Raw genomic sequence first — 14,847 nt, forward strand, 5'->3', positions numbered from 1 at the left:
ACTATTTAAGGTAAGGTTCTTTTTTTCTGTTTTTTAAAAAATCGATAGCGGCATCGGTCAACTGCGCTTCAGGAGCACAGGCCAGCGCCGGATTATTCACCACGTCTGTGACAGTGAGATAACGCCGCGGGCTGCTCGCCGACGGCGCCGCCGCTTCGCGACCCGACGCCAGCTTCTCCAGCAATTCGTTCATGGTGCACAGCGCGATGCCGCATTCGGCCAGGCGGGCCAGCGTGGCCTGCATATGCCCGGCGTAAGCGGTATCAGGCTGCGCCCCGCGCAGCTGATTAAGCTCGCTGGCGGGATCGCAGTGATAGCGCAGCGCCAGTACCGGCAGGCCGCTCAGCAGGGCATCGTGCACGCGGCGGGCAACGGGACTGTGCAGGGAACCCTTCAGCAGATCCGCCGCCAGCGGGTAGTCGAGAAACGGCAGCAACAGCGCCTTATACGAGGCAGAAGGCAGCTCCTGTTGCCAGTCGGCCGCCGCCAGCGTTTTACCAATAGCCCGCCACTGCTCGCCGTCGCCAATCCCGCTATCCAGCGCCAGGTGCAGGCTCTCGCCGCAGCTGGCCAGCCGCTGACGAATAGCGTGCCGGTAGCCCGCCGCGGCGGTCACCATCACCAGTACCGGCGGCCGCAGACGCTGGATAATGCGTTCAACCAGGTCTTCCATCTGTTGGTCGGTCATGGCGAGCCTCCTTTAGCCGATGAGCGTGACCTGCGCGCCGTTTTTCAAGCCGGCGGCGTTGGCCTCTTCGGTATCAATATGAAACTCCAGCGCAAAGTCTTCGCGCACCCGCACTACCACTTCATCGAAGGTCAACTGGCGTTCGCCGTCGCTGCGGACGCTAACCTTCTGGCCGTTGGCGACGTTCAGCTGGCGGGCGTCCTGCGGCGACATATGGATATGCCGCCAGGCGCAGATCACCTGAGATCGCAGCTCAACGTGGCCTGCCGGGCCGATCAGCAGCGCGCTGCCCGCGTTCTCCAACTGGCCGGATTCGCGAACCGGCGCTTTGATGCCGAGGGTAAAGCAGTCGGCGCGGGAGATTTCCAGCTGCGATACCGGGCGGGTTGGGCCGAGGACGCGCACCTGGGTGAGCGAGCCCTTTGGACCGACCACGGTGACGCACTCCTGGGCCGCGAACTGCCCCGGCTGGCGCAGCGGCTTAAACGGCGTCAGGACGTAGCCCTTGCCAAACAGCGCTTCGACGTCCTGCTGCGCCAGATGGACGTGGCGGTTAGAGATGCCGACCGGGATAGCCGGAGCAACGTGGCTCAGGCGGGCGGCGATTTTTTCATGGAGCAGGGTGTCGATCATGCCTTCTTCCCTTTCCTCATCGCCGCGTTTTTATCTTCCGTCGGCGCAGGTGCGGCGGCGGGTTCAGTGGGTTCCCTTGTTTCCACAGCTGCGGGCGCGACGGCTTCAGCCTCAAGCGGCGCGGCAGCTTCCGCGCGCGGCGGACGGCCTTTTAGAGTGCTGAGAGCGTCGACGACGCTGCGCTCCGGACGGGCGATCGTCAGGGATTTCACCTGCGGGTCGATGAGCGCGGCGACGGCCACGCCGCGTTCGATAGCGGTGTGAATCGCGCTGATCTCCCCTTCAAAGCAGACGCTCACTAGCCCCGAACCGACTTTGCGGTAGCCAATGCAGGACACGCCTGCGCTTTTACAGGCGGCATCCACGGCCTGAACGGCGGCAACTAACCCTCGCGTTTCAATTACGCCTAAACTTTTCATTGTCGGCTCCTGTTAATGGCGGACTAAGCGAATATCAAAATCAAACTGCGTGAAGAACGTTTCCAGCCGGTCTAACTCCTCGGCGGAATACGTTGGGTCCTGGGTAATGGGATAGGGCATATCGAGGCGTTCATATTTTTTGCGCCCGAGCTGGTGGTACGGCAGCATATCGATGCGGCGGATATTTCCGCGCTTCGCCAGCTTTTGTACATAATCAATGGCCCCGGTAATGGCATCGAACGAGTCGTTATAGCCGCGAACCAGCGGCATGCGGATAATGACGTTAGCGCCGGAATCCACCAGCCACTCCAGGTTGCGGCGAATGCCTTCGTTACCGATGCCAAATAACGCTTTATGGTGCTCGCTGTTAATTTGCTTAATATCGAATAAGAAGGTGTCGGTCACCGGCGCCAGCTTTTGATAATTGGCCAGCGGCGTGGTGCCCTGCGTTTCCACGGCGGTATTGAGCATCATCTTTTTGCATTCGCTAAATAGCGCGACGGCAAAGTCGGTCTGCAGGCTCATTTCACCGCCGCCGATGGTGACGCCGCCGCCGGAGGAGATATAAAAGTCGTAGTCCTGCATGATGATCTCCATCAGCTCGCTGACGGTGACATCTTTACCCATAATATCCAGCGCGTTTTGGGTGCAGATCTCTTCGCACTTGCGGCAGCCGATACAGTCTTTGTTGCGGTTGACGAAATGCTTCATTTCGCCGTTTTCTTCCGCCCGATAATGAATTCCCGCCGGGCAGACGTTGACGCAGTCGCCGCAGTTAATGCATTTATCCTGTGAGAACATCACCTGAAACTGGCTATTCAGCCCTTCCGGGTTAGCGCACCACGGGCAGCGAATATTGCAGCCTTTGAAAAAAACCAGCGTGCGGATCCCATCGCCGTCATAGATCGAATATTTCTGAATATTGAATATTCGCCCGGTTAATTCTTGTTTTGCGCTCACACATACCTCCAGAAAAACGATCGGGACATCCGTGTCCAAAAACGTCCGTGTCTTTATCAGAACTTCTCGATGACCGTACGGCTGATGATCTCGTCCTGAACTTCTTTACACAGCTCAACGAAGTAGGCGCTGTAGCCCGCGACGCGGACGATCAGGTCGCGATATTTTTCCGGCTCCTGCTGGGCTTTTTTCAGCACGTCGTTATCGACATAGCTGAACTGCATTTGGCCGTTGCCGAGAATCGACGCGGTGCGCAGCAGGGTAATCAGGCCGTGACGACCTTCCGGGGTATCCAGCAGCCCTTTGAGGAACTTGAAGTTGTGCACCATGCCGATGTTCATGGTTTCAACGTTCATCTTGCTCACCGACTTGATGATCGCCGTCGGGCCCTGCTTATCCGCGCCCTGAGTCGGGCTGATGCCGTCGGAGAGCGGCATCCACGCCAGGCGACCGTTCGGCGTGGCGTTGGTCAGCTCGCCGATCGGCGTGTTGTTGGAGATGGACAGGGTGCCGTGGCTCAGGGTGGAGTAGAGCATCTTGTACTTACGGCACTCGCGCTCGGTCCACTCGGTAATATCCAGCGCATACCGATCGACGTAGTTATCATCGTTGCCGTATTTCGGCGCGTTGAGGCAGTCGCGGCGCAGGCCTTCAAAGCCTTCGAAGTTCGCCAGCAGCGCATCGCGTACCTGCTCGAGGGTGTATTTCTTATCTTCAAACACCAGCTTACGAATCGCCGCCATGGAGTCGACGTAGGTCGCCAGACCGGAGAAGATCAGCCCCGGGCCGTGGTTGATCATCGCGCCGCCGGCGGCAACGTCTTTGCCTTTTTCCATGCAGCCTTCCACCAGCAGCGACATCAGCGGCTTCGGCGCCACGTCGCGGTGCACGCGCTGGCTGATGACGGTGCCGATCGCCGACAGGCGCACGATATGGGCGATCTGCTGTTTCACCGCCGCGTCGAATTCTTCGAAAGTGCGCAGGTCGCGCAGGTCGCCGGTATCCAGCCCCTGATAGCTGTCGAACAGCACCATGCGGCCGCGGTTTAAAACGAACTCAATGGCGATGGGCCACTGGGTGTAGCCGGTGGAGGTCCACTGATAGATGCGGCCGGATTTCTGCGGTTCGACGCAGCCCATCAGGCAGTAATCGCGGGCATCTTCGAAATCGAAGCCTTTACGCAGCATCATCTTGATATGGGAGTCGTCGAAGTGGCAGGCCGGGAAGCCCATCCCCGCTTTGACGACGTCGACGATTTTTTCCATATACTTCTGCGGCGACTGGTTGTGAATACGGCAGGCCAGCGACGGCTGGTAAACCTTCACGAAGCGCACGGCGTCCATGATCAGGTAGGTCAGGTCGTTACAGGCATCGCCGCCGGAGCGCTTCTGACCGCCGACGGTCAGGTTGATAAATGGCTGATAGCCAGCGAAATATTTCGCTCCCAGCTCGCTGGACATCCACATCAGCTCGGCGCATTTGATGATAAACGCCTGTAGCAGCTCCAGCGCGGTGTCGTGCGTCAGGCGGCCTTCGCGGATATCGGCTTCAAACATCGGGTAGCAGTACTGGTCTACGCGGCCCAGCGATAGCCCGGTCTGGTTCTCTTCGATTTCAAACAGCGACTCCACGGTCCAGATGCTTTGCAGCGCTTCCTGCAGGGTTTTCGGCGGATTCGCCGGCACGTTCTGGTTCACCTCGGCGATGGTCAGCAGCTCGGCGCGGCGCTGGGCGTTCTGCTCAATCGCTGCCAGTTCGCGGGCGCGGGCGGCGATGCGGTGCGCGTAGTTAATCACCCCTTCGCAGGTTTCAATCGCTGCTTTGTAGTAGTAGATGCGGTCGATATCTTCCGGGTTTTCCATGCTCAGGCTGGCAAGGTGCGCCTCGGCGTCGGCTTTAATGCCGTTCATCCCTTTGGTAAATAGCAGTACGTCGTAGCCCGGGCAGGTGTCGCCGCCGCCGTTGATCTGGTGGTAGGAGAGGTCGCTGACGAAGGTTTCGCCGCTGAACGCCCATACGCCGGCTTCGCGGTACTGGGCTTCGCAGATTTCGTCCAGCGAGCGGCCTTCCCAGAACGGCACGATCTCTTCGCGAATGGTTTTCTTATCTTCTTCGCTGATCTCAAACGGATCCTGCGGACGGGTGCTCATAGTATCGAGTTCGTCGCGCACCCAGCGCCAGGCGATATCCGGCGAGAAGGCCCCCGCGCGCGGCTTGCCGCATGGATGACCGACGATCAGCTCATCGTCCTGAATCAGAATCGGCGCGGTTTCGCAGGCGTGGCGGAAGGCTTTGGCGCGCAGCAGAATCGTGGGCATGCCGGGGTTGGCTTTGACCACTTCGGTAAAGGCCAGCGCGCGGTAGATAGAGACGCTCGGGCGCACGGTCAGGTAGTGGTTACGCAGGCGCTGCATGCGCGGGGTCAGCCCTTCTGCTGCCGGCGTTTCGCCGGCGGCGGCAAACGGGGCGGCGGAAACGTGCTGGACGCCCTTGAACAGACGCACCGGCAGATGCAGGGCGCTCAGGTTGTGCTGCGCGCTGAGGAACATGTCGGAGAGTTCGTTGATGCGCGCGTTCTCAAGGCTTGCGCCGTGCAGAAGGGCGTCGAACATCGGATAACCGTCGATCGCGCAGGCGGCGCGCACTTCGCACAGTTCCGCCAGCTTGAACCACAGGGATTCGACGATTTCATATGCCTGCTGCGGGGAGAGCGCGCCGCTGTTGATATCGTGCTGGTAGTACGGCAGCAGGGCTTTGTCGGCGCCTTCCGGGTTGACGGCGTAGCTGCCGTTATCGAGCTGGAGCGCCAGCTGGAACAGATAAAAGGCCTGGCACGCCTCTTTGAAGCTGCGCGCCGGATGTGCCGGAACGTGGTGCAGAATGGCGGCGCTGTCCAGCAATTCCGCCCGGCGGTAAGCATTGGTTTCCGCGGCGGCCAGCTGTTCGGCGCTGTTGGCCAGGTTTTGCGCCAGCGCCATCAGGGCATCGCAGGCGTAGATGGCCGCGCGGCAGCCGTTGACTTCGTCCATGCCGCTGCGGCTGACGGCGCTGCCCAGCGCGCGGGTTTTCTCTTCCAACTGATGTTTTATCGCCAGTACGCCTTTTTCGATCACCAGCTTGTAATCCGGGGAGTCGAGGTCGCTATTCAGGTTGAGGAACTGGAACGCGGACGGGCGACGGACGGCGCTCTCGTCGTGGAAAATCGCCCCGTGCGGTTTGCGGGTCTGGTTGCCGACGATCAGTTCGTCAGCGCTGATGCACAGCGGCAGCTGGCGCATCAGTTCATAGAAACGGCGCGCCGGTTTGACGGCGGCGGGAACCCCGGCGATATCGCCATCAAGGGCGTTCAGCGTGGTGGCGTGTTCGGTGCACAGGGTGCTTTTTTGTGAGAGTAAACGTTCTGCCAACACTTTGACGCGCGGCGTTAAGCTGTAGTGTGCCATGGGTAAGGTTCTCCAAATCTTGTTATCAGTGGCCCTGAACGGCGTTGCCGGTCCATGCCCGGCGATAGAGTTCGGTCAGTGCGTGAGCGTCCGGCGCGCGTGGGTTCGTCGGGGTACAGCTGTCGCGTAGCGCCTGGCCGACCATCTCCGCCAGCCGCTGTTCAAACGCGTCTACAAGGACGCCGGTATCGCGGATGCCGGCCGGCATGCTCATTTCGTCTTTTAGCGCCTGAATGGCGACCAACAGACTGGCGACGCCCTGGCGGGTAGTGGCCGCAGGCAGATCCAGCAGATGGGCTAATCGGGCGTATTTGCGGGCGGCATCGGTATCGCACTGCCCGTGATAATCGGCGTTCCAGGCCACCACATCCGCCATCAGCAGGGCGTTGGCGCGACCGTGGGGGACGCGAAACACGCCGCCGAGCGCGTGGGCAAGGCTGTGGGTGATGCCCAGCGACGCGTTGGTGAACGCCATGCCCGCCATGCAGGAGGCGTTATGCATCTTTTCCCGCGCCAGCAGGTCGCCACCGTTGCGCCAGCAGGTCGGCAGAAAGCGAAATACCTGCTGCACTACTTTCTCCGCCAGCGCATCGGAAAAGTCGCTGGCGGCGAGGGAGACGTAGGCTTCCAGTGCGTGACACAGCACGTCCATCCCGGTATCGGCGGTGATCGCCGGCGGCACCGAGGCCACCAGCGCCGGGTCAAGAATGGCGATATCCGGCAGCAGCGACGGGTCCACCAGCACCAGCTTCTCGGCGTGGGCTTTTACCACCGAAAAGGCGGTGACCTCAGAGCCGGTGCCGCTGGTGGTGGGGATCGCCACAAAGCAGGGCGGCTCGCGGTGAGCGTCCGGACGGGTTTGCGCCAGGGCGAAAATAACCGCTTTGGCTGCATCAATCACCGAACCGCCGCCCAGCGCGATAACCAGATCCGGATAGCTGTTATCCATCCGCTTCATACCGCGCACTACGGTGGCGATATCCGGGTCGGCCACCACGTCGTCCCAGACCTGGAAAGCGATGCCGCGCGCATTGAGGATCTGCGTGACGCGATCGGCGAGGCCAAACTTAACCATCGCCTGGTCAGTGACCAGCAGTACGTTGCGGGCGGGCAGCTCGTTCAGGATGGCAAGCGCATCCTGACCAAAGCGAATCCGGGGTTTCAGCAAAAATTCACTCATTGGGTTATTGACTCCTTAAGCGTCCCGAAACACGTTCTCGACAATGGCGACCACCGACATGGCCTTGTAGCGCTCTTTGTTGAGCGCCAGATATTCTTCGGCCAGCACGATGTCGTGCATACCGGCGCCGACGCTATCAACGGCAACCCAGGTCTGGTCTTTCATCGGCTGCTGGTCATCATCTAATTTGACGATCAGCAGCAGGTTGCTGCCCCGTAGCTCATCGCACTTCTGCGTGGCGACGACATGTCCGACTACCTTTGCGAGAATCATTGTTTTTATCGCCTTATATCAATGTGTTACTTACCAAGGCGTTCCAGCACCTGGCGGATGACGCGTTCCACGTTTTGCTCATTAATCTCGCTGTCCGCGCCGACGGCGGCGGCAGTCGCAAAGCGATCGTCGGCGCTGGCCGGATGGGCTGCGGTGGCGGCAGCCGGGGCGTTAAAACGTTCATCGTCAAAGATGCTGCGGTTTGGGCCGGCTGCCTGGCTGACGATGGTCGGCTGCGGTTCCGGGCGGCTGCCCGGCGCACGCAGCTCATCGATGGAGCGAACGCCGTAGCCCACTTTGCGGATGTTGAGCAGGTTCATCGGCCCGACGTTGTCCGAGCTGGATCCGCCGCCGACCGCGCCGCAGCCGAGGGTCAGGGCCGGAGTGATATTGGTGGTCGCGCCGATGCCGCCCAGCGCCGCCGGGGTATTAATCAGAATGCGGTTAACCGGTTTTTCGAGGCAGAACTGGCGGATGACATCCTGGTTGCGGGTGTGGATCACCAGCGTGTGGCCGAGGCCTTCGTTGGTCAGCAGCTCCACGACGCGGTGGCAGGCGGCTTTCCAGTCCTCTTCAACGTACAGGCCGAGTACCGGGCACAGTTTTTCCCGCGAGTAGGGGTTGGAATGCGATACCGTGGTCTGCGCGGCAATCAGCACCCGGGTGCTGGCAGGGACGCAGAAGCCGGCCATCTGGCTCAGATAGAGCGCGGTTTTACCCACCACTTTGGGGTTGATGGTGCCGTTGGGGCGCAGCAGCAGGGCTGCCATTTTCGCCGCTTCGCTTTCGTTCATGAAGTACGCGCCCTGGGCTTCCAGTTCGCGGTGCACTTCGTCGTAGATACAGCGTTCGACAATAATCGACTGCTCGGAGGCGCAGATCACGCCGTTATCGAAGGTTTTACTGGTGATGATATCTTTCACCGCGTGGGGAATATCGGCGCTGCGTTCGATAAACGCCGGGCCGTTACCCGGGCCGCCGCTGATGGTCGGCGTGCCGGACGCGTAGGCGGCGCGCACCATGCCTTCGCCGCCGGTCGCCAGGATCAGCGACACGTCTTTGCTGTGCATCAGTTCTGAGGTGGCTTCGAGGGTCAGTTGGCTAATGGCGTCGACGCTACCGGCAGGAGCCCCTGCCGCTTCCGCCGCGCGCTTCACGATTTCAATCGCTTTCCAGCTGCACTGGCGGGCGCCGGGATGCGGGGAGAAGATAATCGCGTTGCCGGCCTTCAGCGCAATCAGCGTTTTGTAGATAACGGTGGAGGTCGGGTTGGTCGACGGCACCAGCGCACAAATCACCCCCAGCGGCACGCCCACGTCCATCACTTTTTGTAGCGGATCGTCATGAATGATGCCGACGGTCTTCATATCTTTGATGGCGTCGTAGACGCGCAGCGAGGCGAAGCGGTTCTTCAGCACTTTGTCCTGCCAGTTGCCAAAACCGGTTTCTTCCGCGGCCATTTTCGCCAGCGCTTCGGCATGATGCGCCGCTTCCTGGGCCACGTTCTTCACGATGGCGTCGATTTGCTGCTGCGAAAAGGTGGCCAGAATCGCCTGCGCCTTTTTGGCATTGCGCACCAGCTCCCGGGCGTTCTGCCGGGACTGCAAATCGTTATCCAGTTCAATCATGAGTCTATCCTTCATCAGACTAAAAGAGTGGAGACGGGGCGCGCCCTGTCAGGTCATGCTTTGTGCTGTGCCGCGATTTTTTCGATGTCGTTATGCGGACGCGCGATGACGCGAGAGGTGACGACTTCGCCGATGCGTTTTGCCGCTTCCACGCCGGAATCCACCGCGGCATTCACCGCGCCGACGTCGCCTTTCACCATCGCGGTAACGAGGCCGGAGCCGACGTTTTCATAGCCAATCAGCTCCACGTTGGCGGCTTTACACATCGCATCCGCGGCTTCGATACAGGCCACCAGACCTTTGGTTTCGATCAGACCAAGCGCTTCTTTCATCAGGTTTTTCTCCGGTTAATCCATGATTTTGTAATGCGAGACGATTTTGTTGATGTCGTTATGCGGGCGGGCGATAACCAGCGAAGTCACCACTTCACCGATGCGCTGCGCGGATTCGACGCCGGAATCCACCGCCGCTTTCACCGCGCCGACGTCGCCTTTCACCATCGCGGTGACGAGGCCGGAACCGACGTTTTCATAGCCAATCAGTTCAACGTTGGCGGCTTTACACATCGCATCTGCCGCTTCGATACAAGCCACCAGACCTTTGGTTTCAATCAGACCTAATGCATCACCCATTTGTGTTCTCCTGGCCCTCAGGCCTTGTGTTTAATGACGATTTTGTTGATGTCGTTATGCGGACGAGCGATAACCAGCGAGGTCACCACTTCACCGATGCGCTGCGCGGACTCGACGCCGGAATCGACCGCCGCTTTCACCGCGCCGACGTCGCCCTTCACCATGACGGTCACCAGCCCCGAGCCGATGTTTTCATAGCTAATCAGCTCGACGTTGGCGGCTTTACACATCGCATCCGCTGCTTCAATGCAGGCCACCAGACCTTTGGTTTCGATAAGCCCTAATGCATCACCCATGGTTTCTCCTTCAGAACAGGTTTTGTGATTCGGGAAAACCGTCCGCGTAACGACGTCAGGACGCGGAAGCGGCGTTCGGGGTTCACTATAGGGAATGGCGAATGAAGTGAAATTAAAATCTGCTCAAGGTGGATTTTTAGTTTTTTGCTCTATGAATTAGATTTTATAAGCCGGCGATTTATGCGTTTGTGCTGCGGTGGTGGGGCGAATTGAGTGACGATTGCGGCGTTTTTTTCACCATTTAGCCGGAGGCGAACTGATGTTAACAAGTTGCTAATTTATTGCAGATCGGGGGTAATTTGACGATGTATGAAGTGTGGAGAGGATCGTGTTTTATTCGGCAGGCTAAATACAAAACGTGCGGTTTTACTAAAGCGAAAGCGATGAAGGAAAAGCGGGTGTGAGCTTAATCAAGCTTGCTGCCGGACTTCAGCGTGCAGACGTAGAGCGGTGAGTTGATAGAGCTGAGAAGAATGGCTTTCTCATTGAGCTTCTGCGCGTTCAGGAACAGGCCGTCGTGGCTATCGGACATCTCACGCATAAAGTAGTCGAAGATCACGTCCGGCGACTCATCGATGGACGAGGCGCTGGATTCCCACTTGCTGATGCGATAGTGGCGCTCGGTGGTGGAGATGCGTTTGCTGGTGTAGCTAAACTTGACGTAGCGCTGGAGATAGAGCCAACCGGCGGCGGAATCGGTATAGCCTTCGACGACCATCGACCCTTTTCCGTTGGCGGCAAAGTTGAAATGGATATTGCCGTTGACGTTCTCTTTCTCCATGTTCTCAAAGCGCATAATCGCTTTGGTCGAGCAGCTCATCACCCCGCCGTTTTCGACCGGCAGCAGCTTCCAGGCGCAGAACCCGGCGGCGGCAATAAACACCAGGCTGGAGAGGGCGAAAAAGGGGCGCGGGGCGAGTCTCATTGCGGCTTCCATGAATAGTAAAAATAGTTATCGCAGTAGCTGAACGGGTTATCTTCATGCATCGCGCAGTGGGCGAGGAATACCCGGCCCAGGCCGTTGGTTTCCAGCCGGTCGCCATAGAAGAAGACGAAGCGTTCGCCGGGCTTGCACTCCAGCTTCAGGCGCTGGCGCACGGCATCAAAATTCTTGCCATAGGCGGTTCCGGCAACGGAGCGCAGCATCTCATCGCTGGCCAGCAGCTCGCACTGGCTATGGCGCATTTGCGTCAGGGTGATGGGGTGCGAGGTGTTGCCGCCGAGAAAACTGCATATCACCAGCAGCAGGGCGATGGTGAGCAGGCAGCCGCCGGCGAGATACCAGCAGGTGCCGCGCGCGTGGCGGCTGGGAACGGCCTTCTGCGCTTCCGGGGCGGCGGTTTCGTCTTGCTCAACTTCCGCCGTTAACAGCGGTTCCGGCTCCGGGCTGGCGTCGAGCCTCTCGATGGTGAGATCCGGATTGAGCTGCAGCAGTCCGCGCGACACGGTGACGATAATGTTGTCGATATCGTAGTGGCGAAAGGTTTTGCGCAGCATGCTCAGGTACTGATTGAGATTGCTGTTGGATGAGGTTAACCCGTTGTCATCCCAGACTTTTTTAAGCACCTCATCGCGGCTGACCACCTCGGTGTGGCGCAGGAAGAACCACAGCAGCGCGTTGGCGGTGATCGACAGCTGGCTGTCCGCCTCATCGCTTCCTGGTAACGTTAGCGTGCCGTCCATTGCATCATAAATCAGACGGCCATGGATGTTATAGCGCATCGTGGCCTCAACATGCTTCACGCAGGAAGCGTCATCTTCGTCAGATCGCTGACCAGCGACTGCCGGTGCCCGGGGTTCATGGTGCGCCCCTCGGTTAATTCCGATAGCCAGATGCCGTCCGCCGCATAGCGCACCAGCGTGCCGGTATGGCTATTGTCCAGTTCATCGCCTTGCGCCAGATGGTCGAGCATCCAGTCGCGCCAGCATTTTCGCAGCACCGGTTCATCCGGCATGGCTAGCGACAGCACCATCAGCTGGCGGCTCTCCTGGGTATCCGTGAGTTCCGGCGCCGACAGATAGCGCAGATAGGCGCGGGTAAAGCGGCCATAAGAGATGTTATCCGCGGCCATAAGCTCTGAAATCGCCTCTTCCATAATCGCCAGCAGGCGGGCAAAGAGAGCGAAAATCAGCGCCTGCTTGTTGGGGAAATGGTGCAGTAAGCCGCCTTTGCTGACGCCCGCTTCGCGCGCGACGGCGTTCAGCGACAGAGAGGCGATGCCGTCCCGGCCGGCGATGGTGGCCGCGGACTCCAGCAGCTGCTTATACAGGCGGACGGGATCTTTTTTACGATGTTGGGCTTCCATATTCATGGCCCGAATCATACCGACCAGACGGTATGATTATTCTTGATCGCTATCAATATGCGAAGGGGCGTAGCGGGGCGCGATGCCGTTATTGCGTGGAGGCTCACAGTTCACCTTATGAATTGTGGTGATATTCGCCGGGCCGCGAATATCACCCACCGAGATTCACATCGGCTTCACGTGGATAGCGAGGCCGTTTTCGCCCGGCGCCAGCTCCGGGCGCAGGTTCAGAGAGGGGATCAGATAGTCGCCGTAGTTCTGACGACGGAAGGGAATGGGCGGCGTTTCAGAGAGGGTATCCAGTCGCCGGGCCAGCGCCTCGCGCAGCGCGGCGAAGCGCTGTGCATCGAGTTTGTCGGTGCGGTAGAACACCACCGGCGGCAGGACGTCAAAGCCGGGATAGAACAGCATCCCGTGCTGAATAGGGAACAGGATATCGTCGATAGACCCGTTAATTCCGCGCGGCGCGTAGTGTTCCGCCCATCCGCCGGCGGTAACGACCAGCATCGCCCGTTTCCCCGCGAACGTGCCTTCGCCGTAGCGATCGCCCCAGTGGGTTTCGCTGTGCTCGCCGACGCCGTAGGCAAACCCGTAAGCGTAGACCCGGTCAATCCAGCCCTTCATGATGGCGGGCAGCGAAAACCACCACAGCGGGAACTGAAAAATCACCGTATCGGCCCACAGCAGCTTCTCCTGTTCGCCCATGATATCCGCGCTTTGCGTGCCGTTAGCGAAGGCGTACTGCGAATCCCGCGTTGCCCGCCAGCTTTCACCGACCGGCGGGGCGCTGCTGTCATCGGCATCAAATCCCGCCTTCCAGCGCATGGCGTAGAGATCGGACACCTGCACGTCATGACCGGCGTTTTGCAGATGCTGCACGGTAAAATCTTTCAGCGCGCCGTTAAGCGAACGCGGTTCGGGATGGGCGTAAACCAGTAATATTTTCATTGAAATCACCTCTGAGCAATGGAGAGCTGCAGAGTAGAGTCGACGACGCTATAGTAGAAATGAATTGCTTCAATGACAGGTATAGTAATGATTAATCTCCAGGGGCTGGATCTCAATTTGCTGCGCACGCTGAACGTCCTGCTCAGCGAAAATAACGTCACCCGCGCGGCGCAGCGCCTCAACCTGTCGCAGCCGTCGGTCAGCGTGCAGTTGGCAAGACTACGGGAGATTTTCGCCGACCCGCTGCTGCTACCGGGGCCGCGCGGAATGCAGCCCACCGCCCGCGCTGATGAACTGCGCGGGCCGCTGCGCGATGCGCTGCTGGCGCTGGAGCTGGCGGTAGCGCCGGTTCAGCCCTTCGACCCGGCCACGGCGGCGCAGACCTGGCGGGTGGCGGCGACGGACTATATGGCGTCGGCGATTTTGCTGCCGGTACTCAATACCCTGCGCATCGCCTCTCCAGCCAGCCGCCTGGCGCTGTTTGAGCTACAGCCCGCGCGGCTGGTTCAGCAGGCGGATCGTGATGAGGTCGATCTGTTTTTTCACACGCGCGACGGCGCGCCGCCCGGGCTGCATCAGCGTTTGCTGTTCCGCGAGCGCTATGTGCTGGCGGGTAGAGCGGGGCACCCGGCGCTACGGTCGGCGTTAAGCCTGGCGCAGTTCTGCGAGCTGGAGCAGGTGATTGTCTCGCCGGATGGCGGAGGATTCAGCGCCGCGACCGATAGCGCGCTGACGAATCTCGGGCTGGCGCGGCGGGTTGTCCTTTCCGTGCCACATTTCCTCTTTATGCTGGAGACGCTGCGTAATAGCGAGCTGGTGGCGGTGCTGCCGGAGCGGCTGGTGCGCGGAGCTGAGGGGCTGACGGTGGTTGAACCGCCGCTGGCGGTCGCCGGGTTTGAGATGCTGATGCTGTGGCACGAGCGCTGGCACCGCGATCCGGCGCATCGGTGGCTGCGCCAGCAAATCGTAACGTCATTAGAGGAAAAGCCATGTTAAGCGGATTAAACCATCTGACCCTGGCGGTCAGCCAGCTGGCGCCGAGCGTGGCGTTTTATCAGCAGCTTCCGGGGATGACGCTGCGCGCCCGCTGGGATAACGGCGCGTATTTCTCCTGCGGCGACCTCTGGCTGTGCCTGTCGCTGGACCCGCAGCGGCGCGTCATTTCGCCGGAGGAGAGCGACTACACCCACTACGCGTTCAGCATTGCGGAAGAGGATTTCGCGCTTGTTGTCGGGCGCCTGAATGCGGCTGGCGTTCCGGTTTGGAAAACCAACAAAAGCGAAGGCGCGTCGCACTATTTTCTCGACCCGGACGGCCACAAGCTGGAGCTGCACGTCGGCAGCCTCGCCCAGCGCCTGGCGGCGTGCCGGGCGAAGCCCTATAAAGGTATGGTGTTTTTTGGCGAGGACGAACCGACGGCCGGGAACCCGTAGCCCGGCTA

17 protein-coding genes are annotated in these 14,847 nt (G+C 59.9%); 2 read left to right on the forward strand and 15 right to left on the reverse strand.

Going from position 1 to position 14,847, the window contains the following annotated elements:
- Nucleotide 1: 1 nt before the first annotated feature.
- The 15 genes from IYV58_RS03215 to IYV58_RS03285 form a co-directional block, all read right to left on the reverse strand.
- A complete protein-coding gene (locus IYV58_RS03215; RefSeq protein WP_004128467.1) occupies nt 2-688 on the reverse strand; it encodes a hypothetical protein in 687 nt (228 codons plus the stop codon).
- 12 nt (nt 689-700) lie between these two features.
- Nucleotides 701-1,321 carry a phosphate propanoyltransferase gene (locus IYV58_RS03220; RefSeq protein WP_014837302.1) on the reverse strand — a complete coding sequence of 207 codons (621 nt, stop codon included), beginning with the start codon at nt 1,319-1,321 and terminating at the stop codon, nt 701-703.
- The gene (locus tag IYV58_RS03225) at nt 1,318-1,740 is read right to left on the reverse strand and encodes a BMC domain-containing protein (RefSeq protein ID WP_004098223.1); all 423 of its coding nucleotides are present in this window, start codon (nt 1,738-1,740) and stop codon (nt 1,318-1,320) included. The genes IYV58_RS03220 and IYV58_RS03225 overlap by 4 nt, the downstream gene beginning before the upstream one ends.
- Nucleotides 1,741-1,752: 12 nt before the next feature.
- Entirely contained in the window at nt 1,753-2,700 is a 948-nt protein-coding gene (gene cutD / locus IYV58_RS03230; protein WP_004128480.1) for a choline TMA-lyase-activating enzyme, read from the reverse strand.
- A gap of 56 nt (nt 2,701-2,756) precedes the next feature.
- Entirely contained in the window at nt 2,757-6,143 is a 3,387-nt protein-coding gene (cutC, locus tag IYV58_RS03235) for a choline trimethylamine-lyase (RefSeq protein WP_142445096.1), read from the reverse strand.
- Between the two features lie 25 nt (nt 6,144-6,168).
- A complete protein-coding gene (locus tag IYV58_RS03240) occupies nt 6,169-7,323 on the reverse strand; it encodes a 1-propanol dehydrogenase PduQ (protein ID WP_087828890.1) in 1,155 nt (384 codons plus the stop codon).
- A 15-nt stretch (nt 7,324-7,338) separates the two neighbouring features.
- The gene (locus tag IYV58_RS03245; RefSeq protein WP_004098229.1) at nt 7,339-7,596 is read right to left on the reverse strand and encodes a EutN/CcmL family microcompartment protein; all 258 of its coding nucleotides are present in this window, start codon (nt 7,594-7,596) and stop codon (nt 7,339-7,341) included.
- A 26-nt stretch (nt 7,597-7,622) separates the two neighbouring features.
- Nucleotides 7,623-9,224 (reverse strand): acetaldehyde dehydrogenase (acetylating), encoded by a 1,602-nt coding sequence (locus IYV58_RS03250; protein WP_142473663.1) that lies wholly within the window; start codon nt 9,222-9,224, stop codon nt 7,623-7,625.
- Between the two features lie 53 nt (nt 9,225-9,277).
- A complete protein-coding gene (locus IYV58_RS03255; protein WP_002442217.1) occupies nt 9,278-9,556 on the reverse strand; it encodes a BMC domain-containing protein in 279 nt (92 codons plus the stop codon).
- 15 nt (nt 9,557-9,571) lie between these two features.
- A complete protein-coding gene (locus IYV58_RS03260; protein WP_004098238.1) occupies nt 9,572-9,856 on the reverse strand; it encodes a BMC domain-containing protein in 285 nt (94 codons plus the stop codon).
- Nucleotides 9,857-9,873: 17 nt separating this feature from the next.
- On the reverse strand, nt 9,874-10,152 hold the full coding sequence (locus IYV58_RS03265; protein WP_004098239.1) for a BMC domain-containing protein: 279 nt from the start codon (nt 10,150-10,152) through the stop codon (nt 9,874-9,876).
- Between the two features lie 406 nt (nt 10,153-10,558).
- Entirely contained in the window at nt 10,559-11,077 is a 519-nt protein-coding gene (locus tag IYV58_RS03270) for a FidL-like protein (protein WP_004098240.1), read from the reverse strand.
- A complete protein-coding gene (locus IYV58_RS03275; protein ID WP_049114453.1) occupies nt 11,074-11,874 on the reverse strand; it encodes a winged helix-turn-helix domain-containing protein in 801 nt (266 codons plus the stop codon). The genes IYV58_RS03270 and IYV58_RS03275 overlap by 4 nt, the downstream gene beginning before the upstream one ends.
- A 17-nt stretch (nt 11,875-11,891) precedes the next feature.
- The gene (locus IYV58_RS03280) at nt 11,892-12,476 is read right to left on the reverse strand and encodes a TetR/AcrR family transcriptional regulator (protein ID WP_139529220.1); all 585 of its coding nucleotides are present in this window, start codon (nt 12,474-12,476) and stop codon (nt 11,892-11,894) included.
- A 147-nt stretch (nt 12,477-12,623) separates the two neighbouring features.
- Nucleotides 12,624-13,406, reverse strand: coding sequence for an NAD(P)H-dependent oxidoreductase (locus tag IYV58_RS03285; RefSeq protein ID WP_142481040.1), 783 nt, complete (start codon nt 13,404-13,406; stop codon nt 12,624-12,626).
- A gap of 87 nt (nt 13,407-13,493) precedes the next feature.
- Between IYV58_RS03285 and IYV58_RS03290 the strand changes: the two genes are divergently transcribed.
- Nucleotides 13,494-14,402 carry a LysR family transcriptional regulator gene (locus IYV58_RS03290; protein WP_004128500.1) on the forward strand — a complete coding sequence of 303 codons (909 nt, stop codon included), beginning with the start codon at nt 13,494-13,496 and terminating at the stop codon, nt 14,400-14,402.
- Nucleotides 14,396-14,839, forward strand: a complete 444-nt coding sequence (locus tag IYV58_RS03295; protein ID WP_142470459.1) for a FosA family fosfomycin resistance glutathione transferase — start codon at nt 14,396-14,398, stop codon at nt 14,837-14,839. The genes IYV58_RS03290 and IYV58_RS03295 overlap by 7 nt, the downstream gene beginning before the upstream one ends.
- Nucleotides 14,840-14,847: the final 8 nt, after the last annotated feature.

Origin of the sequence: Klebsiella sp. BDA134-6, assembly GCF_015601345.1 — a bacterium.
Taxonomy (GTDB): Bacteria; Pseudomonadota; Gammaproteobacteria; order Enterobacterales; family Enterobacteriaceae; genus Klebsiella; species Klebsiella grimontii.

Bases quoted from the DNA above. Each gene is read 5' to 3' on its own strand.
- IYV58_RS03215 (WP_004128467.1), bottom strand. From the start codon at position 688: ATGACCGACCAACAGATGGAAGACCTGGTTGAACGCATTATCCAGCGT.
- IYV58_RS03220 (WP_014837302.1), bottom strand. From the start codon at position 1,321: ATGATCGACACCCTGCTCCATGAAAAAATCGCCGCCCGCCTGAGCCAC.
- IYV58_RS03225 (WP_004098223.1), bottom strand. From the start codon at position 1,740: ATGAAAAGTTTAGGCGTAATTGAAACGCGAGGGTTAGTTGCCGCCGTT.
- cutC (WP_142445096.1), bottom strand. From the start codon at position 6,143: ATGGCACACTACAGCTTAACGCCGCGCGTCAAAGTGTTGGCAGAACGT.
- IYV58_RS03240 (WP_087828890.1), bottom strand. From the start codon at position 7,323: ATGAGTGAATTTTTGCTGAAACCCCGGATTCGCTTTGGTCAGGATGCG.
- IYV58_RS03245 (WP_004098229.1), bottom strand. From the start codon at position 7,596: ATGATTCTCGCAAAGGTAGTCGGACATGTCGTCGCCACGCAGAAGTGC.
- IYV58_RS03250 (WP_142473663.1), bottom strand. From the start codon at position 9,224: ATGATTGAACTGGATAACGATTTGCAGTCCCGGCAGAACGCCCGGGAG.
- IYV58_RS03255 (WP_002442217.1), bottom strand. From the start codon at position 9,556: ATGAAAGAAGCGCTTGGTCTGATCGAAACCAAAGGTCTGGTGGCCTGT.
- IYV58_RS03260 (WP_004098238.1), bottom strand. From the start codon at position 9,856: ATGGGTGATGCATTAGGTCTGATTGAAACCAAAGGTCTGGTGGCTTGT.
- IYV58_RS03265 (WP_004098239.1), bottom strand. From the start codon at position 10,152: ATGGGTGATGCATTAGGGCTTATCGAAACCAAAGGTCTGGTGGCCTGC.
- IYV58_RS03270 (WP_004098240.1), bottom strand. From the start codon at position 11,077: ATGAGACTCGCCCCGCGCCCCTTTTTCGCCCTCTCCAGCCTGGTGTTT.
- IYV58_RS03275 (WP_049114453.1), bottom strand. From the start codon at position 11,874: ATGCGCTATAACATCCATGGCCGTCTGATTTATGATGCAATGGACGGC.
- IYV58_RS03280 (WP_139529220.1), bottom strand. From the start codon at position 12,476: ATGATTCGGGCCATGAATATGGAAGCCCAACATCGTAAAAAAGATCCC.
- IYV58_RS03285 (WP_142481040.1), bottom strand. From the start codon at position 13,406: ATGAAAATATTACTGGTTTACGCCCATCCCGAACCGCGTTCGCTTAAC.
- IYV58_RS03290 (WP_004128500.1), top strand. From the start codon at position 13,494: ATGATTAATCTCCAGGGGCTGGATCTCAATTTGCTGCGCACGCTGAAC.
- IYV58_RS03295 (WP_142470459.1), top strand. From the start codon at position 14,396: ATGTTAAGCGGATTAAACCATCTGACCCTGGCGGTCAGCCAGCTGGCG.